The sequence below is a fragment of the Lacisediminihabitans sp. genome, from assembly GCF_043726815.1.
In the GTDB taxonomy this organism is placed as follows: Bacteria; Actinomycetota; Actinomycetes; order Actinomycetales; family Microbacteriaceae; genus Lacisediminihabitans.
In genome coordinates this window covers 23663-44617 of sequence record NZ_JAYSJZ010000105.1, presented here as the reverse complement: position 1 = coordinate 44617, position 20955 = coordinate 23663, and the positions used below count along the sequence as shown (strand labels likewise).

17 protein-coding genes are annotated in these 20955 nt (G+C 65.6%); 12 read left to right on the top strand and 5 right to left on the bottom strand.

Annotated features, from left to right (window positions below; genetic code table 11):
- Positions 1–63: 63 nt before the first annotated feature.
- Entirely contained in the window at positions 64–1830 is a 1767-nt protein-coding gene (locus tag ACHZD8_RS16195; protein ID WP_394771460.1) for a DUF4012 domain-containing protein, read from the bottom strand.
- Positions 1831–2048: 218 nt separating this feature from the next.
- Between ACHZD8_RS16195 and ACHZD8_RS16190 the strand changes: the two genes are divergently transcribed.
- From ACHZD8_RS16190 to ACHZD8_RS16180, 3 genes are read left to right on the top strand one after another with little or no spacing between them, the layout of a single operon-like run.
- Positions 2049–3026 carry a glycosyltransferase family 2 protein gene (locus tag ACHZD8_RS16190; RefSeq protein ID WP_394771459.1) on the top strand — a complete coding sequence of 326 codons (978 nt, stop codon included), beginning with the start codon at positions 2049–2051 and terminating at the stop codon, positions 3024–3026.
- Positions 3027–3086: 60 nt separating this feature from the next.
- Positions 3087–5162 carry a hypothetical protein gene (locus tag ACHZD8_RS16185; protein WP_394771458.1) on the top strand — a complete coding sequence of 692 codons (2076 nt, stop codon included), beginning with the start codon at positions 3087–3089 and terminating at the stop codon, positions 5160–5162.
- Positions 5163–5181: 19 nt separating this feature from the next.
- Positions 5182–6447 (top strand): hypothetical protein, encoded by a 1266-nt coding sequence (locus ACHZD8_RS16180; protein WP_394771457.1) that lies wholly within the window; start codon positions 5182–5184, stop codon positions 6445–6447.
- Here ACHZD8_RS16180 and ACHZD8_RS16175 read toward each other — a convergent pair.
- From ACHZD8_RS16175 to ACHZD8_RS16165, 3 genes are read right to left on the bottom strand one after another with little or no spacing between them, the layout of a single operon-like run.
- Positions 6437–6865: a DUF2304 domain-containing protein gene (locus ACHZD8_RS16175; protein ID WP_394771456.1), complete on the bottom strand. Its 429-nt coding sequence runs from the start codon at positions 6863–6865 to the stop codon at positions 6437–6439. The genes ACHZD8_RS16180 and ACHZD8_RS16175 overlap by 11 nt on opposite strands.
- Positions 6862–7596, bottom strand: coding sequence for a glycosyltransferase family 2 protein (locus ACHZD8_RS16170; RefSeq protein WP_394771455.1), 735 nt, complete (start codon positions 7594–7596; stop codon positions 6862–6864). Before ACHZD8_RS16170 ends, ACHZD8_RS16175 begins: the two co-directional genes overlap by 4 nt.
- A gap of 28 nt (positions 7597–7624) precedes the next feature.
- The gene (locus tag ACHZD8_RS16165) at positions 7625–8578 is read right to left on the bottom strand and encodes a GDP-L-fucose synthase family protein (protein WP_394771454.1); all 954 of its coding nucleotides are present in this window, start codon (positions 8576–8578) and stop codon (positions 7625–7627) included.
- 135 nt (positions 8579–8713) lie between these two features.
- On the opposite strand from ACHZD8_RS16165, the gene ACHZD8_RS16160 reads away from it, so the two are divergent.
- The 6 genes from ACHZD8_RS16160 to ACHZD8_RS16135 all read left to right on the top strand — a co-directional run bounded on the left by ACHZD8_RS16160 (position 8714) and on the right by ACHZD8_RS16135 (position 15132).
- The gene (locus ACHZD8_RS16160) at positions 8714–9493 is read left to right on the top strand and encodes a glycosyltransferase (protein ID WP_394771453.1); all 780 of its coding nucleotides are present in this window, start codon (positions 8714–8716) and stop codon (positions 9491–9493) included.
- Between the two features lie 101 nt (positions 9494–9594).
- Positions 9595–10623 carry a GDP-mannose 4,6-dehydratase gene (gmd, locus tag ACHZD8_RS16155; RefSeq protein ID WP_394771452.1) on the top strand — a complete coding sequence of 343 codons (1029 nt, stop codon included), beginning with the start codon at positions 9595–9597 and terminating at the stop codon, positions 10621–10623.
- 9 nt (positions 10624–10632) lie between these two features.
- Positions 10633–11718, top strand: a complete 1086-nt coding sequence (locus ACHZD8_RS16150; RefSeq protein ID WP_394771451.1) for a glycosyltransferase family 4 protein — start codon at positions 10633–10635, stop codon at positions 11716–11718.
- On the top strand, positions 11715–12689 hold the full coding sequence (locus tag ACHZD8_RS16145) for a GDP-mannose 4,6-dehydratase (RefSeq protein WP_394771450.1): 975 nt from the start codon (positions 11715–11717) through the stop codon (positions 12687–12689). Before ACHZD8_RS16150 ends, ACHZD8_RS16145 begins: the two co-directional genes overlap by 4 nt.
- A 2-nt stretch (positions 12690–12691) precedes the next feature.
- Entirely contained in the window at positions 12692–14275 is a 1584-nt protein-coding gene (locus ACHZD8_RS16140) for a DUF2142 domain-containing protein (RefSeq protein WP_394771449.1), read from the top strand.
- 17 nt (positions 14276–14292) lie between these two features.
- Complete coding sequence (locus ACHZD8_RS16135; protein WP_394771448.1) at positions 14293–15132, top strand: NAD-dependent epimerase/dehydratase family protein; 840 nt, start codon at positions 14293–14295, stop codon at positions 15130–15132.
- Positions 15133–15183: 51 nt separating this feature from the next.
- Here ACHZD8_RS16135 and ACHZD8_RS16130 read toward each other — a convergent pair whose 3' ends face one another.
- The gene (locus tag ACHZD8_RS16130; RefSeq protein WP_394771447.1) at positions 15184–16251 is read right to left on the bottom strand and encodes an NAD-dependent epimerase/dehydratase family protein; all 1068 of its coding nucleotides are present in this window, start codon (positions 16249–16251) and stop codon (positions 15184–15186) included.
- A gap of 244 nt (positions 16252–16495) precedes the next feature.
- On the opposite strand from ACHZD8_RS16130, the gene ACHZD8_RS16125 reads away from it, so the two are divergent.
- From ACHZD8_RS16125 to ACHZD8_RS16115, 3 genes are read left to right on the top strand one after another with little or no spacing between them, the layout of a single operon-like run.
- The gene (locus tag ACHZD8_RS16125; protein WP_394771446.1) at positions 16496–18415 is read left to right on the top strand and encodes a rhamnan synthesis F family protein; all 1920 of its coding nucleotides are present in this window, start codon (positions 16496–16498) and stop codon (positions 18413–18415) included.
- The gene (locus ACHZD8_RS16120) at positions 18412–19632 is read left to right on the top strand and encodes an acyltransferase family protein (protein WP_394771445.1); all 1221 of its coding nucleotides are present in this window, start codon (positions 18412–18414) and stop codon (positions 19630–19632) included. The genes ACHZD8_RS16125 and ACHZD8_RS16120 overlap by 4 nt, the downstream gene beginning before the upstream one ends.
- Before the next feature lie 59 nt (positions 19633–19691).
- The gene (locus ACHZD8_RS16115) at positions 19692–20831 is read left to right on the top strand and encodes a hypothetical protein (RefSeq protein WP_394771444.1); all 1140 of its coding nucleotides are present in this window, start codon (positions 19692–19694) and stop codon (positions 20829–20831) included.
- Positions 20832–20955: the final 124 nt, after the last annotated feature.

The window sequence follows — 20955 nt, the reverse complement described above, 5'->3', positions numbered from 1 at the left end:
GCCAGTCAACGGCCGCGCCTTCCGGGGTCGCCTCTGTCGGCGGATCTCGTAGCGCCGCGCACCCTACTTGACAGGAGCAGTACAGCCCGGCGAGGCGAGCGTGACCGCGGTGGGATTGACCATCGGCGTCACCCGTGCAGCGAGCGGACCGTAGGTACCAGGCCCACCGGTGAAGGTGACGTTGAACTTGCCGGTTTGCGCGGCCAGGAGATCCATCTGAATGTGAGCGACAGGTCTTCCCAGGTCGGTCGCGGATCCGACGAGGGACATCGCCATGGCTCCCCCGCCACTGCTGTAGGTCGCGTACGTGCTGCCGGGAGGACCGTAGATGTACACCTGCGTTCGCGTCTTCTGCGGCTTCAGGTAGACCTGGGACTTCACGTACGCGGGAAGCACTTTGGCTTGAGCCGCGGTGAGGTCGGAATTCAGCGACACGTCGACGGAGAACGTGGGTTTGTCTGGCGTCTTGCAGGCCGTAGACGTGAGAGCCGCAGTCGTCTTGAGGTAGTACGACATCTTCGACGCGGAGTTCTCGTTGAAGAACACTCCGATCTGCGTGTTCACCTTATTCGTCGTGTCGAGGATGCCGCCGAGTTGGATCTTCGACAGGATCGCCTGCTCGGCGGGGTGGTCGCTCCACACCATCATCCGGTTCTCCGAAACCGACCTGGTGAGAGCCGCGATCAGCTTGTTCGTGTCTGGTGACGTCGAGGTCAGAGCACCGAACACCGCCGCGGCGGCACCGGAGAAGTACGCATCCAGTACCCGGTCGTTCGTATATCTCGCGTAGACACCGGACAGCAGGGTCGAGACGGCGTTGGCCGGGGTGAGCGTGTCGCCCGTAACGAGCTTGATCGGTCCCGTTGCGTTGAGAAGGTGCGCCAACGCAATCGGATCGAAAGAAAGAACACCGTCGACTTTCACCCCGGACTGCCGCAACCAGTAAGCCTGAGCAAGCTTGCCCGCTGTGGGGAAGTCCGGCCGGATGGTCACGTTGTTCGAGTGGGAGAAGCCATTCTCGGCGTAGAGCGCCTCAAGACTCGGGTCTAGTTTCATCGGCGTGGGGAGATTGAGCGTGAAGCCGCGGGTGCTGGGCTGCGCGGTGATTGTTATCGCGCCGTTCTCAACATGCATGACGACCCACGCGCTTGCCGCGCCGCCCAGGCTCGCGGATTCGGCGTTGTTCAGAAAGAGAAGGATGTAGTTGCGAGCACCGTCGGCTCCCATCATTGGCGGCAGCAGCTCGAGTGCGTTTCGAACCGGCGTCGTGATTCCCTGCGCCTTTGCCAGCAGCGACTGCAGCTTGGTCACGGCACTCTTGACCGCGGAGACGCTCGCCCTGTCGTCGATCGACCTCACGGTCGTCGAGGCCGTCTTGATGACCTTGTCGGCCTTCGTGATGATCGCTCCGGCCGACTTGAGGGGAGCGAGGTTGATGTGGCTATCGACGGGCTTGAGCGAATCGAGGTTGAAGGTCGATGCGAACTTCACCGAGGGATCGATGGCGCCGTCGGCGACGTCGTTCACTACGACCGCAAGTTGGCGAACTACAGAGAGATTCTGCCCAAGAACGGGAACATACTCCGTGGTTCGCCAGATCGGATCGCTGGTGAGGGAGACGGCGTTCGACGTGTTTTCCTTGATCTTCTGCGCGTCGCGCTCAGCGCCGGCGAAGTCACGAGCGGTCACCTTCTTCTGCAGGTCGGAGATGAGACTCTGCGCCGACTCGAGTGAGTGCTTCGCTGCGAGCGCTCTAAAGCCCACCCACGCCCCGACTCCCACCCCGATCACCAGGACAACGGCCACGATGAGCGTCACCGTGAGCGCCACGCGACGGTCGCGAAACAGACCATATCGTCCAACGACTTTGGAATGCTTCATAGCGATGCGCTTTTGTTCTCGAGCCACCGCCTCAATGTACCCGAGTAAGCGGCGGCGAACCCGCTGGCTCTGCGATGCTGGCCGGTTTCCCCCGCCGCACACGAGAGAATGAATTGCCACACGGGCGACGCGCGCGCGTCGCCGACACTCACGCTGGGGGTTCCGCAATGACCGATCGCGTCTCGGTGGCTCTCTGCAGCCACAATGGCGCTCCGTTCATCGAGGCGCAGCTGCTGAGCATCGTCAACCAGACGGTGGCTCCCGCCGAGATCGTGCTCTCCGATGACGCCTCGGTCGACGACACAGTGGCGATCGCGCGCAAAGTGCTGCTCGCGCATCCGAACGTGGCCCTCACGGTGCTGCAGAACCCCGTCGCGCTCGGGGTGACTGCCAACTTCGAGAGGGCCATCCGTGCCTGCACCGGCGAGTTCATCGCCCTCTGCGACCAGGATGACGTCTGGCATCCCGATCGCCTGGCCACGGTCCTGCGCGAGTTCGATTCCCGCGCCGACCTCGACCTGGTCTTCACCGACGCCCGGCTGGTGGACTCCCACGGCACGAGCCTCGACCGCACGCTCTTCGACGTGCTCGAGCTCTCGGCCGCCGACCGCGGGGCCGTGCACGCGGGCGAGGGATTCGCCGTGTTCATCAGGAGGAACGTGGCCACCGGGGCGACCATGATGCTGCGCCGCCGGCTGCTGGATGCCGCCCTGCCCTTTGCCTCCGGCTGGGTTCACGACGAGTGGCTGGCCGCCATCGCCACCGTCGTCGGCCGCGTGGACCTGGTGGACGAGCAGCTCATCGACTACCGCCAGCACGCCTCGAACCAGATCGGCGTCGCCTACCCCACCCTGCGCCGCAAGCTGCGCCGCGTGCTCGAACCGCGCGGGGACAGAAATGCCCGGCTCTCCCTGCAGTTCGCGCAGTTCGCGGAGCGCCTGGATTCGCTCGGCGCGACAGTGCCGGAACGGATGCGACGGCTGGCCCGGGCGAAGGCCGCCTTCGAGGCCGAGCGTGAGGCACTCCCGGCATCGAGGGTGCGCAGGGTCGCGCCGATCCTCGCCGCACACCGCCGCGGCTGGTACTCCCGGTTCGCCAGCCAGGGCCGGCTCGACATGGTGAGAGACCTGCTTCAGTCCCACTGACAGGCGGCCCGGAGGCACCCGCCGGGATGGGGCGCCGACGCGGCGGTTAGGCTGAACCCCGTGCAATCGGGGAAACAAGACACCACGAGAACGTTCTCGATAGCCGAGAGAAGCCGCATTGCTCGGCTCCGCGGCGCCTTCGACGCGTTTGTGCTGCCCCGGGCGACGGGACTGCCGAACTGGCGAGTGATCGCGTGGTTTCCCGTGCTGCTGGCGATCGTCTTCATCGTGCTGGTGGCGCTGCAGATCTCCGGAACCTCCTCCGGCGTTCACTGGATGCTGCTCGAGCACGGGACCGATCCGCACCTGATCTATGGAACGCCCCGCACCATCCGGTCGGATGAATTCCTCACCCAGCAGAGCTGGCTCTTCGCCCAGGCGCGCCACAACTTTCCCACCGTCAACCCGATCTTCCCCGGCGGGGTCGACATGACCGTGCTCAACGAGCTTCCGTCGTGGGATCTCTCGAGCCTGTTCCGGCCGGATATCTGGGGCCATCTGCTGTTCGGCGTCGACTTCGGCGTCGCCTGGGAGTGGTGGCTCCCCACGATCGGCATGATCAGCGGTTGCTACGTGTTCCTGGTCACGATTCTCCCGCGCCGACCGATCACCGCCGCGCTCATCTCGATCGCGCTGTTCTTCACGCCGTTCGTGCAGTGGTGGTTCGGTCCGAGCACGCTGTGGCCCATCGGGTGGTCCCTGTTCGCCATGGCCGGATTCGTCTGGCAACTGCGCGAACCGCGTCGCTGGGTGCGCTGGCTGTTCGCCGGCATCGTCGGCTATTTCGCGGTGTCCATGGCCATGGGACTCTACGTGCCATTCATGATCCCCGGCCTCATCGTGTTCGTCTTCTTCGCCGTGGGGTACCTGATTCGGGAGAAGCCCTGGGCGCACGGCGGAGTCCGCGCCACGGTGTCCGCCCTGCTGCCGTACGTGGTGGCGGGCGTTGCCGCCATCGCCGTCACGGCCACCTGGGCGTTCGCGCACATCTCGACCTTCACCGCGCTCTTCTCCACTGTCTACCCGGGACAGCGGGCGGAGCCCACCGGCAATCTTCTCTCTGCCGATCCGCATCTCGCGAGCGTGGCGGGGGCGGCCTGGAACGGCGCCCTCACGGTGAACACCGACGGGTCGGTGCTCGGCCCGAACGCGTCAGAGGCCTCGACGGTGATCCTGCTGAGCCTCTTCCTGCTGCCGGCGCTGATCTGGTTTCTGATCGCCCAATGGCGCAAGTCGCGCACCATCGATTGGGTGCTGCTCTTCTCGATCGCGGTCTTCCTCGTCGTCGTCGCCTACCTGCTGGTGCCCGGCTGGGATGCCGTCGCCCACCTTCTGCAGCTCGACAGGGTGCCTGCCAGACGGTTCAAGGTCGTCTTCGCCGTGCTGCTGCCGCTCTTCGCCGCCCTCACCATCGACCAGGTGGACAAGACGAGCTTCGCCAGGTCGTGGAAGGTCGGTGCGGTCTGCGGCGTCGTCGCGATCGCGGTGATGGGCGGCGTGCTGCTGGTCATCAGACGCCTCGACCCGGCCACCCTGGTGAACGCGTCGACCTGGAAGATCGTGGTGGTCGCGATTGTGCTCGCCACCGTGCTGTTGTTCGCCAAACGCACCATACCGATCGCCGCGGTGATGCTCCTCATCGCCTCCCTCCTCATCGGCTGGAACGTCAACCCGATTTACCGCGGGGTCTTCGACCTGTCAGAGACCACGACCGGGCGGCTGGTCGCCCAGACGCAGAAGGCGCAGCCGGGCAGCTGGGTGGCAGTCGGTTCGGGCGAGGCAGCGGCGATCCTGGTGCAGTCGGGGGTGCGCACCTACAGCGGCGTGCAGAACTACCCCTCCAAGTCGATGTGGGCGCAGATCGACCCGACCTCGCGCTACGAGAAGGTCTGGAATCGGCTGGCGCACCTGCACTGGGCCTTCCGCCCCGGCGCACCGAAGGTCGCGCTGGTGCAGGAGGACCTGATCGAGATCACCCTCGATCCGTGTTCCGCGTTTGCCCAACGCCACCTCGACTACGTGCTGTCAGACTCGGGCCCGGTGACCAGCCAGTGCCTCCGGCAACTGTCGAGCACCGAGCAGGGAACGCTGAGCGTTCAGATCTACAAGATCGTGCCCGCGCCGGCCGCTCCCTAGCGCTGGATAGGATGACGACGTGACAGACGTGAGGCCCACGGGTCGAGGAACCCGCCGCCTCTCCGGATTCGCCATCATTCTCATCGCCACCGCCATCGCGGGCGTCGCGTCCTACGCCGTGACGATCCTCGTTCCCAACCGGATCGGCCTCGCCGGCTACGCCGTGTTTGCCGTGTTCTGGTCGTTCATCTACCTCATCGTCGGCGCCCTCGGCGGAATCCAGCAGGAGGTCACCCGGGCGACAATGCGCCGGGCAGGAAGAGCGACCGCCCACGCCTCCCGCGCCCGCACCTTCGGTATCGTCGCCGGAGCGATCGTCTTCGTGACGATCGTCGGCACGGCTCCGGTGTGGGTGAGCACCACGTTTCCGGAAGACGGCTGGGCCCTCGTCTGGCCGTTGGCGGTGGGCGCGTCGTCCTACGTCATGGTCGCCGTTCTGGCCGGCTCGCTCTACGGCGTGGCCGCGTGGGTGCCTCTCGCCCTGATGATCTCCGTCGACGCGATCCTGCGGCTCGCCGCGTTGGCCATCACCCTGTCGTTCACGACCGATGTCGTCGCGCTCGCCTGGTCGGTGGCGATCCCGTTCCCCCTCGCGCTCCTGCTGCTGTGGCCGTTCATCCGGCGCTCAATCGTCGGCCTTTCCGAGCTCGATGTCGGGTACCGCGCGCTCACCTGGAATGTCGCGCGCACGATCGTCGCGGCCGCCGCCACCGCCGTGATGGTGAGCGGCTTCCCGCTGCTGCTCGGTCTCACCTCCCACTCGGAGTCCAAGGCCACCCTGGGCATGTTCATCGTGACGATCACCCTCACCAGGGCGCCCCTGATCGTGGTGGCCCTCTCCCTGCAGAGCTATCTCGTCGTGCACTTCCGGGACAACGCGCAGCACTTCTGGCGACAACTGCTGGGCCTGCTGGGCGCGGTCGCCGCGGGAGGCGCCGTTCTCGCCGTGGCCGGCTGGTTTCTCGGACCGCCGGTCTACCACTTCCTCTTCCCGAACAAGCTCCAGCCGGATGCGCCGTTCTTCGCGATCCTGGTGGGATCCTCCGCGCTCGTCGCGGCGCTGTGCATCACCGCTCCCGCGGTGCTGGCGCGCTCGCAGCACTTCGTCTACACCTGCGGCTGGGTCGCCGCTGCCATCGTCACGGTCGCGGCCCTGATGCTGCCCATGGACTTCGCCTCGCGCACCGTCGCCGCCCTCGTCGGTGGCCCCGTCCTCGGGCTCCTCGTGCACGGGTCGTACCTGGTCGGGGCCAGACTGCGGCACGCTCGAGCGACTACGTCGTAGAACGCCGGCTCTCGGGGTTCGGCTCGACGTGGGAGGAGCCGCTCGGCGGCGTCACGGCCTCCGTGGAGTGAGTGGTCTCCACCTCGCCGATGCGCATCTCGAGCAGCGCGACCGTCTCGGCCAGAACCCGCGTCTTCTCCTCGAGTGCGGTCAGTTCTGCGCTGTGCTGGATGCAGACCAGAAACAAGACCGCGACGCTCACGAAGAAGACGAGGTTGAGCGGCACCGCGACGCCGATCAGCCCGGCGGCCCAGATGAGGGTGCTCGGAAACACTCCGATCACGAGTGCGAGCGTGCCGGCCACGAGCCACCACACCGCATGCCGTTCCCGCAGTCGACGGCGGCGCAACATCTCGATCACCACCGCCAGGGTGATCAGGGCGGAGACGACGCCGAGGATATAGGTCGCAATGGTCATGCCGTCGCCCTGTCAGCCAGTTTCACGGGTGGACGCATCAGAGCGAAGAACAGCGCGAGGACCGCCCTGGCGAGGTAGGCGGCCGCCTTGACCGGATGATGCGATGGGCGGCCCCCCGCGCGAACGCGCATCGCCACGGGAACCTGCACGATCGTGCACTTCGCTCTCGCCGCGATCACGAGCGACTCGATCGTGTCGCCCAGGTACTCCGCCGGGTAGTGCTCGGCGAAGAGTCGCACCGCGCGTGGGCCGCTGAGGCGGAAACCCGAGGTGGTATCCGTGAGCCTGGTGTGCGCCGCCCGGCTCAGAAAGGTGGAGAGCAGAACCATCGCCCAGCGCCGGGGCCCCCGAACCGAGTAGTCGCCCTCGCCGGCGAAGCGTGCACCAAGCACGAGGTCGGCCGAATCCAGTTTGGCGAGAAGCGCCACAACGCCGGCCGGGTCGTGCTGGCCGTCCGCATCGATCTGCACCACGTTCTCGAACCCGTGGGCGATCGCGTAGCGAAAGCCGACTCGCATCGCTCCGCCCACCCCGAGATTGAATGGCAATCGCGCGACGAGGGCGCCCGCGGCGAGAGCCTCGCCGGCCGTGCCATCCGACGATCCGTCATCCACGACGAGGCAACTGATCCCCGGGAGCTTCTCGAACACCTCGAGCACCACAGCGCGAACGGACTCCTCCTCGTTGAACGCTGGCATCACCACGAGCGTTTTTTCGAAGGAGCTGGCCATAGGGAGATAGTACCAACGGGTGTGGGGGCTACCTGGTGCGCAGCGAGTCGAGGTGCTCGAGGTACCACTGGTACGTGCTCGCCACACCCTGGTGAAGCTCGGTGCTCGCCGTCCAGCCGAGTTCCTTCAGCCGGGAGACATCCAACAGCTTCTGCGGGGTGCCGTCGGGCTTCGACGGGTCCTGCACGAGCCTGCCCTCGTAGCCCACGGAGGCCGCAATGAGCTGGGCGAGTTCATGGATCGACAGGTCTTCGCCGACACCGACGTTGATGGTCTGCGGGTCGTCGTAGTGGTTGAGGAGGAAGAGGCAGGCGTGCGCCAGGTCGTCCACATAGAGGAACTCGCGGCGGGGACGGCCCGACCCCCAGATCACGACCTCGTCGGCCGCGTTGCTCTTGGCCTCGTGGATGCGGCGGATCAGGGCCGGCAGAACATGGGAGTTCTGCGGGTGGAAATTGTCGCCCGGTCCGTAGAGGTTGGTGGGCATTGCCGAGATCCAGTGCCGCCCGTACTGCTTGCGGGAGGCCTGCACCTGCATGATGCCGGCAATCTTCGCAATCGCGTAGGCGTCGTTCGTCGGCTCGAGGGTGCCCGTGAGCAGCGACGACTCCTTGATCGGCTGCTCGGCGAACTTGGGATAGATGCAGGAGGAGCCCAGAAAGAGGAGGCGGTCGACGTCGATGTCGTTCGCCGCATCCATCAGGTTGACCTGGATCTGCAGATTGTCGCTGAGAAAATCGGCCGGGAAGGTGTCGTTCGCGAAGATTCCGCCGACCCGCGCCGCGGCATCGATGACGACGTCCGGGCGATTGGTACGCATGAAGTCGAACACGGCGCCTCGGTCGCGGAGGTCGACCTCGGCCGACGTCGCCCCGATCAGATCGGTGAACCCTTCGGCCGAGAGATGACGCCAGATGGCCGATCCGGCGAGCCCCCTGTGGCCAGCAACATAGATGCGTGATTTCTTGTCTAGCGGTTCCAACGGTTCTCCGATATGCAGTTTCGTTATACTCGGTGTGCGTGTCGCGCTGTGCTGCAACGCCGGCGGCGCCCCGACAATTCCTGAGAGTCCCGCCGTTCGTCTCACCGAATGTTAGCAATCCAGAAAGTGAGAAACATGTCCGGCCCTGAGGTTCTCGTGGTCTTGCCAACGCTCGGCGATCGACTCGACACTCTTCAACTGACGCTCGACTCGGTGGACGCCCAGCGGTCAGAAGTCGGCGTGACCCTGGTGGTCGTCGCTCCCCCGTCGGCCGAGGCGGCCAGGGCCCTCGCCCTCGCCCATGGCGCCGTCGTGGTCGACGACCCCAAGAGGGGCATCTCCGAGGCGATCAACTGCGGACTCGCCGCTCGCACGACCGAACAGTATTACGCCTGGGTCGGTGACGACGACCTCTTCCGGCCGCGGGGGCTCCTCGCGCTGCGCTCGCTGCTGGAAGCGACCCCGGATGCGGTGCTCGCATTCGGAGGCTGCGAATACATCGATCCGGAGGGGCGCACCATCACGCTGAGCAATGCCGGCCGTCTTGCGACCTTCCTGCTGCCGTGGGGACCCGACCTCATCCCGCACCCCGGCACCATGGTTCGGCTCGACGCGCTGGAGCAGATCGGGGGCTTCGACCCGACGCTCAAATATGCGATGGACCTGGATGCGTTCCTCAAGCTCCGGGCTCACGGACGGTTCGCCTTCACCCGCGACGCGGTGTCGGCGTTCCGCTGGCATCCCGACTCCCTCACGGTGGCCAATCGTCTGGCCTCCAGCCAGGAGGCCGAGTCGGTCAAGCGGCGACACCTGCCCGGCGCCCTGCGTCCCATCAGCGGAATGTGGCATCGCCCGATACGCTGGGCCTCGGCCTTTGCAGCGGGTCGGCTGAATGCCAAGGCCCGCTCTCTCTGAGTCAAGCTCGTCTACCCCCTAAACTAGGCTGGCTGCGTTTCACGGCACATCTGCAGGGCCGGCGGGAATCGCAGCCCACTGTATCCATCGGAGTAAATTGAATGTCTGAGTCCACGGCAAAGAAGGCCATCATCACCGGGATCACCGGACAGGATGGAAGTTACCTTGCGGAGCTTCTCCTCGGCAAGGGCTACGAGGTGCACGGCCTGATCCGTCGTTCGTCAACCTTCAACACGGACCGCATCGACCACATCTACCAGGACCCGCACACCCCGCACCCGAATCTCTTTCTGCACTACTCGGACCTCACCGACGGCTCGCGCCTCGTGACGCTCCTGAACGAGATCCAGCCCGACGAGGTCTACAACCTGGCGGCGCAGTCCCACGTGCGGGTGAGCTTCGACGAGCCGGAGTACACCGGCGATGTGACCGGACTCGGCACCATCCGCCTGCTCGAGGCGATCCGGGCGATCGGCCTGAATACCCGCTTCTACCAGGCGTCGAGCTCCGAGATGTTCGGCGCGACTCCGCCCCCGCAGAACGAGGACACCCCGTTCTACCCGCGCTCCCCCTATGGCGTCGCGAAGGTCTACTCGTACTGGATCACGAAGAACTACCGCGAGGCCTACGGGCTCTTCGCCTCCAACGGAATCCTGTTCAACCACGAGTCGCCCCGCCGTGGCGACACCTTCGTCACCCGCAAGATCACTCGCGCCGTGGCCAGGATCGCGGCCGGCGAGCAGTCCGAACTCTTCATGGGCAACCTCGACTCGGTTCGCGACTGGGGCTACGCCCCCGAGTACGTCGAGGCCATGTGGCGCATGCTGCAGCACGACACCCCGGACGACTTCGTCGTCGCGACCAACACCGCGTACACGGTGAAGGACTTCCTGGAGCTCTCGTTCGGCCATGCCGGACTCGACTGGGAGAAGTACGTCAGGTTCGACGAGCGCTACCTGCGCCCGACCGAGGTCGACGCCCTCATCGGCGACGCGGCGAAGGCTCGGGAGCAGCTCGGTTGGACGCCGGCCATCCTCACGCCTCGACTCGCCCAGATCATGGTGGATGCCGACATCCAGGCACTCGAACTCGGCGGAACGCGCTACGTCGACAGCGTCCAGACCGTCTAGCCGCGTGCCGTGCATGCACAAGCGCCCGTGATCGATGTCGCCCTCTCGATGCTCACGCTCGTCCCCGGCGGCATGGGCGGCAGTGAGACCTATGCCAGGGAACTCACGCGGCAGCTCGCGACGGTCGATTCCGTGAACGCCACGGCGTACGTGCCGGCGAGCGCCGTGGGATTCAGCCAGGGCATCGCCGAGGAGCCGATCGCGGTCGTGCGAGGCGGGGGCTCGACCGCCCAACGCCTGCGCTCCGTCGCCACGGCCTCGCTCTTCGCGCCCGCCATCCGCGCCAGGATGCGACAGGCCAGCGTCGTACACTTCCCCTTCACGGTGCCGGTGCCGCGCCCGGCGCGAAAGCAGGCCTTCGTGCAGTCGCTGCTCGACGTGCAACACCTCGACCTTCCCCAGCTGTTCTCGCGCGCGGAACTCGCCTACCGTCGTCACTTCTACGAGGGCGCCGCACGACGCGCGGACGCGGTCATCACCATCAGCGACTTTGCGAAGACCCGAATGGTGGAGCTGCTCGACCTTCCGGCGGAGAAGATCCACGTCGCCCACCTCGCCGTGGACGCGGAGCAGTACCGCGCCAATCTCGGCGGGCGCGAGAACTTCGTGCTGTATCCCGCCCGCGGCTGGCAGCACAAGAACCACGTCAGGCTCATCGAGGCGATGCGACGAGTGCGCGACGAGCTTCCTGACCTGCGGCTCGTGCTCACGGGAGGGGGCCTGGACACCCTCGGCGACCTGCCGGAGTGGGTCGAGCGCCGCGGCCTGGTCAGCGCCGATGAGTTGAAGCACCTGTATCGCAGCGCGGCCGCCCTGGCCTTCCCCAGCCTCTACGAGGGGTTCGGCTTGCCGCCGCTCGAAGCCATGGCGTCCGGCTGCCCGGTCGCCGCCTCGAATGCCGGGTCGATCCCCGAGGTCTGCGGCGAGGCCGCCGTGCTCTTCGATCCCCTCGACGTCGAATCGATCGCCGACGGCATCCTGGCCGCCATCGCCGGGAGGCAGCAACTGTCCGTGGCCGGACTGGAACAGGTGCGCGGCTTCACCTGGGAACGCTGTCGCGACGTGCACGTGGATGTCTACCGGAGCGTCTCGTGAGAGAGCGCTCGCTGGTCACAGGGGCGAACGGGCAGGACGGCGTCTACCTGGTGGAGAAGCTGCTGGCGGCGGGAGACGAAGTCCATGGCATGTGCCACTCCGCGGACGGCGCACGGCGGCTGATCGAGCACTTCCCCACCGTGTCGGCGCACGTCGCCACCCTCGAGGACGCCAAGGGCATCCGCGACCTCATCGACGAGACCGAGCCGACGAGGGTGTTCAACCTGGCCGGCAACACCTCGGTGGCGCGGTCGTGGGAGGAGCCCGCCGAGACGGCCGACGTGCTCGGTGTCGGTCCCATTCGCCTGCTCGAGGCCTCGTGGAAGCTTTCCCAGAGGCTCGGACGAGGCGTGCGGATGCTGCAGGCGTCGAGCGCGGAGATCTTCGGGGACGCCTCGGAGGTTCCCCAAAACGAGAACACCCCGCGACGGCCGGTCACGCCATACGGCGCCGCGAAAGACTTCGCTCACGAGATGGCCGGCGTGTATCGCGCGCGCGGGATGTTCGTCAGCTCGGCCGTGCTCTACAACCACGAGTCACCGCGCCGACCGGAGACGTTCGTGGCCCGGAAGATCGCCAAGGCCGTCGCGCGGATCTCGCTGGGGCTCCAGGACACGATCACCCTCGGCAACATCGACGTGCACCGGGACTGGGGCTATGCGCCCGACTATGTCGATGCGATGATCCGCATCGTCTCCCAGCCGGAGAGCGGTGACTTCATCGTGGCGACGGGGGTCTCGCACTCCGTGCGGGAGTTCGTGGCGGAGGCCTTCTCGGTGGCCGGCGTCTCCGACTGGCAGGACCGAGTGATCATCGACCCCGGCCTCTACCGTCCTGCCGACCCGCAGCAGCTCGTCGGCGATCCGTCGAAGCTCCGCTCGATCGGCTGGGAGCCGAGCGTCTCGTTCCACGAACTCGTGGGCATCATGGTCGCCGCCGAGTTCGACGGAATCGCGGCCGGGAGGCCGTGACCGTGGCGAAGTCTCGCACGCCTGGCCAATGGCAATCGCCGCGTTCCGTGTTCTTCCTGTGCCTTCTCTTCTTCTCCCTGATCGCCACCGCCTGGTCGCTCGCGACGCCGATCAGCGGCGGCCCGGATGAGCCCGCCCACATCATCAAGGCGGCGTCGGTGGTCCGCGGCGAGTTCAACGGCCCCACCGCGCCCGACGGCAAACAGATAGTTCACGTTCCGGCCTACGTCGGCTACACCTCCGTTCAGACCTGTTTCGCCTACAGGGTGAATGTGGTTCCGACCTGCAGCGGGCAGCTCGCGGGCGACCCCTGGAAGACCGTGCTGGCGGAGACCTCGGCCGGCCGCTACAACCCCACCTACTACCTCCTCGTCGGCTGGCCAACGCTGATCGTCCACGACGCATCGGCGATCATCTGGGTGCGGGTGGTGAGCGGCATCCTGTCGTCGGTATTCCTCGCCTTGACCCTCAGCCTCATCTCCAGCTGGCGACGACGGTTGCTGCCCACGATCGGGTTCGCGGCTGCTGTGACTCCGATGGTGTTCTTCATCAACGGCGTGGTGAATCCCAGCTCGCTGGAGACCACGGCCACCCAGGCCGCGTTCACCGGGGTGCTGTCGATCGTGCTCTTCCCCGCCAGAAGGCTCCTGGCGCACCGCGCCGCGATCGTGATCGTCTCGGCCTGCGTGGCCGCGAACATGCGGGGCATCTCGCCACTGTGGGTGGCCATCGCCGTGCTCACTCCGTTCCTCCTTGTGCCCCGCACCCGCATCCTCGTCTTCGCCCGCATGCGTGCCGTGCGAGTGGCCGTCGTCACGATAGCGGCGGGCACCGGGGCGGCGGTGATCTGGACCCTGTTCTCCAATTCACTGGGCGCGGGGCTCACCCCCACGACCAATCTCGAAAGCGTCAACGGAACGGGCGCATCCCCGCTCCGCGGCTTCGCGCTTGTCTTTGCCGGCACGTTCGACTACGCGCGCGGCATAGTGGGGCGTTTCGGCTGGGAGGACACGTCTTCCCCGTCGGCGGTGTACTTCCTGTGGTCGCTTCTTGCCGGAGGCCTCCTACTTGCGGCGCTGGTCACCCTGCGCGGGAGACCCCTCACCCTGGCCATCGTGCTTCTCGGCCTCACGATTCTCACCCCCGCCCTGCTGCAGGGCATCTACATCACCAAGGGTGGCGTGGTGTGGCAGGGGCGTTACACACTGCCGATCTTCACCTGCCTGATGGTGGGGGTCGCGACGGTGCTCGCCGCGCGATTCTCCCGAGCAGACCCGGCCATCGGGCGCCGTCTCGTCTACCTGGTGTTGCCGCTCTGGGCTGGCGGAAACCTCGCGAGTTTTGCGTATACGCTCAAGCGGTACGGTGTCGGCCTGGACGGTGACTCGTGGAAGAAGCTGCTGCTCGACCCGAATTGGGTCCCACCAGGCGGAACCATTCTCCTCCTCGGCCTCGCGACCGTGTCCCTGATCCTCGCTGCGGTCTTCCTCATGCGGTTCGCCCTCGATGGCCGATGGAGGGCTGGCGGAGCTCTGCGGATGCCGGGTTCGGACCGCGCGCCCGACCGAATTACAATCGATGAGTGAATCAGGTCTCAAATAGCATGACAAGCCAGCACGTCGTCGTTACGGGAGCTGCCGGATACATCGGGCGCCACGTCGTGTCGGCCCTCCTCGACCAGGGGGCGCGCGTCACGGCAATCGTGCGTCCGCTGTCCCGTCGAGACGTCGACTCGCGGGCCGCGGTGGTCGAAGCCGATGTCCTGGCACCGGGAGTCGACCTCGTCTCCCTCGCCGGCTCGGCCGACGCGCTCGTTCATCTGGCCTGGCAGGACGGGTTCAGCCACAATGCGCCGTCCCACATCGAACTGCTCTCCTCGCACTTCCGGTTTCTGCGCCTGGCCGCTCTCGGAGGCACCCGACGGATTGCCGCGCTGGGATCGATGCACGAAATCGGCTACTGGGAGGGCGCGATCGACGCGGACACGCCGACCAACCCGACCTCGCTCTACGGAATCGCCAAGGACGCCCTCCGACGCGCCCTCTTCCAGTCCCTGGGCGACGACGTGACCCTCCAGTGGCTTCGCAGCTACTACATCTACGGAGACGACAGGAACAACCGGTCGATCTTCACCAAGCTGCTCGAGGCCGCGGACGCGGGAAAGTCGCGTTTCCCGTTCACGAGCGGCAAGAACCGCTACGACTTCATTGAGATCGACGAGCTCGCGCGGCAGATTGCGACCGTTTCGCTGCAGGACGAGGTGCGGGGCATCATCAACTGCAGCTCGGGCACGCCGGTGGCCCTCGGCGACAAGGTCGAGGAGTTCATCGCTTCCCGCAACCTAGGCCTCACCCTCGAGTACGGGGCCTTCCCCGACCGGGAGTACGACTCGCCTGCCGTCTGGGGCGACGCGACCACGATTCGGGCGCTCATGGACCGCTGAAGACGGGGAACTCTCCGACGGACTTGCGATGTCCAGCACCCCTCCGCCCGGTTACCCGTGTTGCCGTTCCTCGATCCACTGCTGCAACTGCGCGACGCCCTCATCCAGCCCACAACGGGGACGCCACGCCAGGGAAGTCAGCGTCGGTGCGATGTCGCAGGCCGCATACCGCACGTCCCCATCTCGAAACTGCCCGGTGACGTGCGGCTCCGGGGCTCCATGGAATGCCGCGATCGACCTCGCGAGCGCCTCGATGGTTGTGACGACCCCGGTTCCGATGTCGAACGGCCCAGACAGTCCGTGCGGTCCGCGGTCGAGTACGGCGACGAAGGCGTCTGCGACGTCGTCGATGAAGACGAAGTCGCGCACGATCGCGCCGTCCTCGTAGAGCGGTATCGACTCGCCGGCCCTCGCCAGCTGCGAGAAGAGCGAAACGATTCCGGTGTAGCTGTTGGTGAGCGATTGGCCGGGACCGAACACGTTCTGGAGTCGGAGAACGGTGAGTGCGGCATCGTGCGCGCCTGCCCTGGCGGACAGGATGTGTTCCTGCGCAAGTTTCGTCGCCCCGTAGACGCTGGTGGGAGCGGGCACCGTCGTCAGAGCACCGCTCGGAAGTGGCGTCGCGCCGGGGAAGTCCCACTGCCCGGCAGCGAGTTGGGCGTGGGAACGTTGGCCGGGCTGGAACACGGTGCCGTCTGTACGCCTCCAGGTCCCCTCGCCGTACACCGAGCGGCTGCTGCTCAGCACGGTGTGGGCCGGAACGTGGTCGTTTCGGCCGAACGCGTCGAGCATCACGGTCGTGCCCACGACGTTCACCTGGGCGTGGCGAGTCGCCTCGCTCAGCGACTGCGCGGTGCCCGTCTCCGCGGCGAGGTGGATCACGACGTCGGGGCGGAAGTCGGCCAACAGGTCGTCCCACGACCGCGGATCGTCGACGCTCGCTACGACGAGCTCGGCACTCTCGACCAGATCGTCCGGGCGGCGGCGCTCCGGATGCACCTGGGGATGAAGATTGTCGAGCACTACCCACCTTTCGGCGTTCTCCGACCACCGGCGCGCGAGAGCGCATCCGATGAAGCCCGCTCCACCGGTTACCAGAATGTTCTTGCCTGTGGCCATCGTCTTCGTCCTCGCTCTTGGCGGCGACTCGGCACGCCGTCGCTCAACGCTACTAGAACCACCCGCAATGCCGGTCGCGAGGCGCACTGCGGCCGTCGGTGGCGTGAAGGGGCGCCGCAAGAGAGAGGAGCGTCCACCCCGCTCACGGGTGGGTCCGGTACACTCAACTGGTCCAAACCCGTTATCACGGGGACGAATCGTCCTTTCAGGGTCCGTCCTTACCGGAAGCACTGCGCAGCCATACATGACGACCGAGAACACATTTCCGCGCAACGGACGCCGCGTCATCTTCTACCTCCTGTATGACGAGCGAGGCAACGTTGATGACTACATCCCATACAAGCTCGAGCGTCTCCGGCCCTTCGCCGAGCACATCGTCGTGATCGTCAACGGCACGGTGACCGATGCCGGCCGCGCGACTCTCGACCGAGTGGCCGACGAGGTGTGGTTGCGCGACAACATCGGATTCGACGTCGGCGGCTATGCCATGGCGCTCGAACAGTTCGGCGAAGAGCGGCTCTCGGCCTTCGACGAGCTCATCCTCATGAACTACACCTGGTTCGGTCCGGTTCGGCCCTTCGAGCCCCTGTTCGAGCGGATGAACGCTCTCGAGGTCGGCTTCTGGGGCATCACCGACCACGGACCGACCGACCCCAACCCGCTGAGCCTCAAGGGCGTGATGCCCTCGCACATCCAGTCGCACTGGATCGCCGCCCGCCGCTCGCTATTCGTCAGCGAAGAATGGAAGCGCTACTGGAGGGAGATGCCTGCCATCACCTCCTACAGCGAGTCGATCCTGCACCACGAGTCTCGGTTCACGGAGTACTTCGAAAAACAAGGGCACGCGTACGCCGTCGCGTATCCCCACGAGGACTACGCCCCCAGCATGCACCCCGCCTTCGACAATGCGATGACGCTCCTCGACGACGGCTGCCCCGTTCTCAAACGCCGACCGTTCTTCCACGATCCGCTGTATCTCGATCGCGAGGCGATCATCGGACGCTGGCTCGTGGAATCGGCAACCTCGACCGGCTACCCGGAACGATTCATCTGGCAGAGCATGACTCGAAGCGCAACCGCGAAGGTACTTCACACCAACGCGTCCATGATGGAGATCCTGCCATCGCAGGAGGTCGGTTACGACCGTGAGCGCCCGCTCCGCACCGTCGCCATCGTTCATGCCTACTACGACGACATGATGGACGAGTTGCTCGATCGGCTAGCCACCATTCCCGCCACGTTCGACCTCGTCGTCACGACAACCACCGACGAGAAGGCGGATTCGATCCGTGCGACCATCGCTCGCCGTCACGACGTGCCGATAGGGCGGTCCGAGGTGAGGCTCGTGGAGTCGAACCGGGGGCGCGACCAGAGCGCGTTCTACGTGACCTGCAGGGACGTGCTGCTGAGTGGCGAGTACGAACTGGTCGTCAAGATCCATTCCAAGCGGTCGGCGCAAGACGGCCAGGCCGGCACCTTCTTCAAGCGCCAGCAGTTGGAGAATCTGCTCGAGTCGGCGGGCTACACCGCGAATGTCTTCGGACTGTTCCAGCGTGAGCCCGGTCTTGGCGTGGTGTACCCGCCGATGATCCACATCGGCTATCCCACCATGGGAAATGCCTGGTTCACGAACTTCGATTTCGCCGAAGAGGTGAAGGAGATGCTCGGCATCCGCGTTGCGCTCGACGAGTCGTCTCCGCTCGCTCCCTACGGAGGGATGTTCATCGCCCGCCCCGAGGCGCTCGCCGTCCTGGCCGACCACGAGTGGGATTTCGGCCAGTACGCGGCCGAAGGAAAATACGGCGACGGCACCCTGTCTCACGTACAGGAACGACTCGTCACCTACGCGGCGGCGGAACTCGGCTATCACACTCGAACCGTCGCGAACACCGGGTACGCGGCCATCAGCCACACGTTTCTCGAATACAAGCTCGACCAGATGAGTGCTGGCCTCAACGGGTACGCCTACGACCAGGTCCACGCGATGCGACCGCTTGTGCGGCTCGTCGATGGGGGCCAGCTCCGGGTGATCGCCTATCTCATTCTCAGATTCCATCCGATTCTGTCGAAGATGCTCCTCGTGGCGACCAAGCCGCTTCGCGCTCGCCGCCGCCGCCAGCGCAAAGCCGCAAACAAGATCAGACGGGACAGCAGGACGGAATGAACACACTGGCTGCGACGTTTGACCCGCGCGGGAACAGCATCGGATTCATCCGATGGCTGATGGCCTTTCTCGTGATCTTCTCCCACGCCGGCCCGATCGGCGGGTTCTATGGAGGGCACGACCTGGGGACGCAGTGGAGCGACGAACAATCGCTCGGAGGCGTCGCCGTCGGCGGATTCTTCTTCTTCTCCGGATTCCTCATTACCAAGAGCAGGATGGGCCGCTCCTCGCTGCTTCGCTTCTTCTGGAGACGCGTCCTGCGCATCTTCCCGGCATTTTGGGTCGCGCTACTCGTCACCGCCTTCGTACTCGCGCCCATCGCATGGATGCATCGGGTGGGTCCCCTCTCCGGCTATTTCTCGTCATCGACCGAGTCGCCGCTCACCTACTTCTCGAACAACATGTTTCTTCTGCTCGGCCAGCGAAACATCGCGGGCCTCGGGCAACAGCTTCCGTACTTCCAGTTGCTCGGCAGCCGCGACTGGAACGGATCGGCATGGACCCTTTCCTACGAGTTCAGCGCGTACATCGCGGTCGGCGTGCTCGGCCTGATCGGAGCGCTCGTCAACCGAAAGATAGGCGCTGCAATCGCTGTGGCCCTGATCGCGCTGTCGACCCTCCAGTGGCTGCGCATCGGCGACCTAAGCGCCGCTCTGCCGCTCTTTCACGACATCTACATCCTGCTGCTACTGCCGCCCTTCGCCTTCGGAATCCTCTTCGCCCTGTACGCCGACAAGATCCCGCTCGACGGTCGGTTGGCGATTGGGCTGCTCGCTTTCGCCGTGCTCACCTACGGCAAGGGTGGCTGGCTGGTTTTCGGCCAGTATGCCTTCTATTACTTCCTCATGTGGTTCGCCACCCGCGTCACGATCCTCAAGAATTGGGAGCGTTTCGGCGACTTCTCCTACGGGATCTACATCTTCGCGTGGCCCATCATGACTCTCGTCGCCTACTACGGACTGCAGAACCAGGGTTGGCTCGTCTATCACCTTGTAGTGGTGGTGCTCTGTCATGTCGCTGCGTTCCTGAGTTGGCACCTGATAGAAAAACCGGCGATGAGCCTCAAGGACTGGACGCCGCGGCCCCTGAGCCAAGCCCTCGACAAATTGACGCCGGCCAACGAGTGGCTCGTGGGCGTGACGCGCCGCGCCGCGGCCGTCATCATGCCGGCCAAGCCTGCGGCCTCCTCCTCGCCCGCCAAGGGTGCTGACCAATGAGTCTTCGCGAACTCCCTCCGAAGCAGTCGCTGTCCCAGCGGTGGAATCGGCTCCGATACGTGCCGCTCATCATTCTGGTGACGCTCGCGCTCGTCGCGGCCATCATCGGCGCGGTCACCTCGCACCGACAGGCCGCTGCGGCCGCGAAGCCGCCTTCGCCCGCCTCGATTCAGTCGAGCCTGTCGAGCAAGACCGTCGGTGCGCTTCCCTCCGTATGCCACCCCGCCGTGCAAGCTCCGCACCAGCAACCCTGGCTCGGGAGTGCATCGGACAAGGCGAAGGCAGAGGCCGTGTGGAACGCGCACCAGGCTGAACTCTCACAGCCCTATGTGCTGGAAAAGGACGGCTGGGTCGACTGGGGTGACATCCAGGCCGCTAATTTCTCGCAGGCCCTCGGACGTCGAAACCTCTCGACGGTCGAGGCGACGCAATGGCATGATCATCTCGCGAAGCTTCGAGACAGTCTTGCGGCCATGAACATTCCGCTCTATGTGGTCATCACCCCGGCAAAGTGGGACGTCTACCCACAGCAATTGCCCGACTGGGCGCAGAAGATTCGCGGCTCTGGCCCCCTCGACCAGCTCGAGGCGAGCTTTCCAGACTTGCCGATCGTCGACATCCGCGCCCAGCTCCGTACCGCGAGTGAAACCCATCAGACCTTCAGCAAGACGAACAGTCATTGGACCGACTACGGCGCATGGGTCGGCTGGCAAGCGATCTCCCAGTGCATAGTCACGACGTCTCCCCGCCTGTCGGGTCTGTCTGCGCCGGCCATCGACGGAGTCACGATCTCGGCCGATGCAAACGAATTCGCGAAGTTCGGAATCCCGAATCCGGCGCCGAACGTGACAACTCCGATATACGTCTCCGCGCTCAAGCCGGTGACGATCAGGACGAACGACAGCGTGACGGCCACGGTCGCCGGCACGACCCCGACCGACCTCCTCAAACTCCCCGCGGAGACCACGACGGCTGGCTCCCAAACGCCTCACACTGCCCTGTTCGTTCGGGATTCCTTTGGCTCGTCGCTCTCCATCCCGGTAATGCAATCATTCGCCCGCACCTGGCAGGTGCGGCACAACCTCGACGGGGCGCCAAGTGCTCAACCTGACATTCCGGGGCTCGCCAAGGAGCACCACCCGGACGTCGTCATTCTCCAAATCGCGGAACGTCATTTGAATTTCCCCCCGTCGTCCTGAGCGCCTTTCGGCCGTCGATGCTTCATAATCGAAGCGAGACGCTCAGTCAGGGGACAAATTGGGAATGCGTATTCAGGGGGCAAATCGTGCGCGCGCGCATGGGGTCTTCCGACGAGCGATCGGA

Bases quoted from the DNA above. Each gene is read 5' to 3' on its own strand.
- gmd (WP_394771452.1), top strand. From the start codon at position 9,595: ATGTCTGAGTCCACGGCAAAGAAGGCCATCATCACCGGGATCACCGGA.
- ACHZD8_RS16135 (WP_394771448.1), top strand. From the start codon at position 14,293: ATGACAAGCCAGCACGTCGTCGTTACGGGAGCTGCCGGATACATCGGG.
- ACHZD8_RS16190 (WP_394771459.1), top strand. From the start codon at position 2,049: ATGACCGATCGCGTCTCGGTGGCTCTCTGCAGCCACAATGGCGCTCCG.
- ACHZD8_RS16130 (WP_394771447.1), bottom strand. From the start codon at position 16,251: ATGGCCACAGGCAAGAACATTCTGGTAACCGGTGGAGCGGGCTTCATC.
- ACHZD8_RS16175 (WP_394771456.1), bottom strand. From the start codon at position 6,865: ATGACCATTGCGACCTATATCCTCGGCGTCGTCTCCGCCCTGATCACC.
- ACHZD8_RS16120 (WP_394771445.1), top strand. From the start codon at position 18,412: ATGAACACACTGGCTGCGACGTTTGACCCGCGCGGGAACAGCATCGGA.
- ACHZD8_RS16160 (WP_394771453.1), top strand. From the start codon at position 8,714: ATGTCCGGCCCTGAGGTTCTCGTGGTCTTGCCAACGCTCGGCGATCGA.
- ACHZD8_RS16125 (WP_394771446.1), top strand. From the start codon at position 16,496: ATGACGACCGAGAACACATTTCCGCGCAACGGACGCCGCGTCATCTTC.
- ACHZD8_RS16170 (WP_394771455.1), bottom strand. From the start codon at position 7,596: ATGGCCAGCTCCTTCGAAAAAACGCTCGTGGTGATGCCAGCGTTCAAC.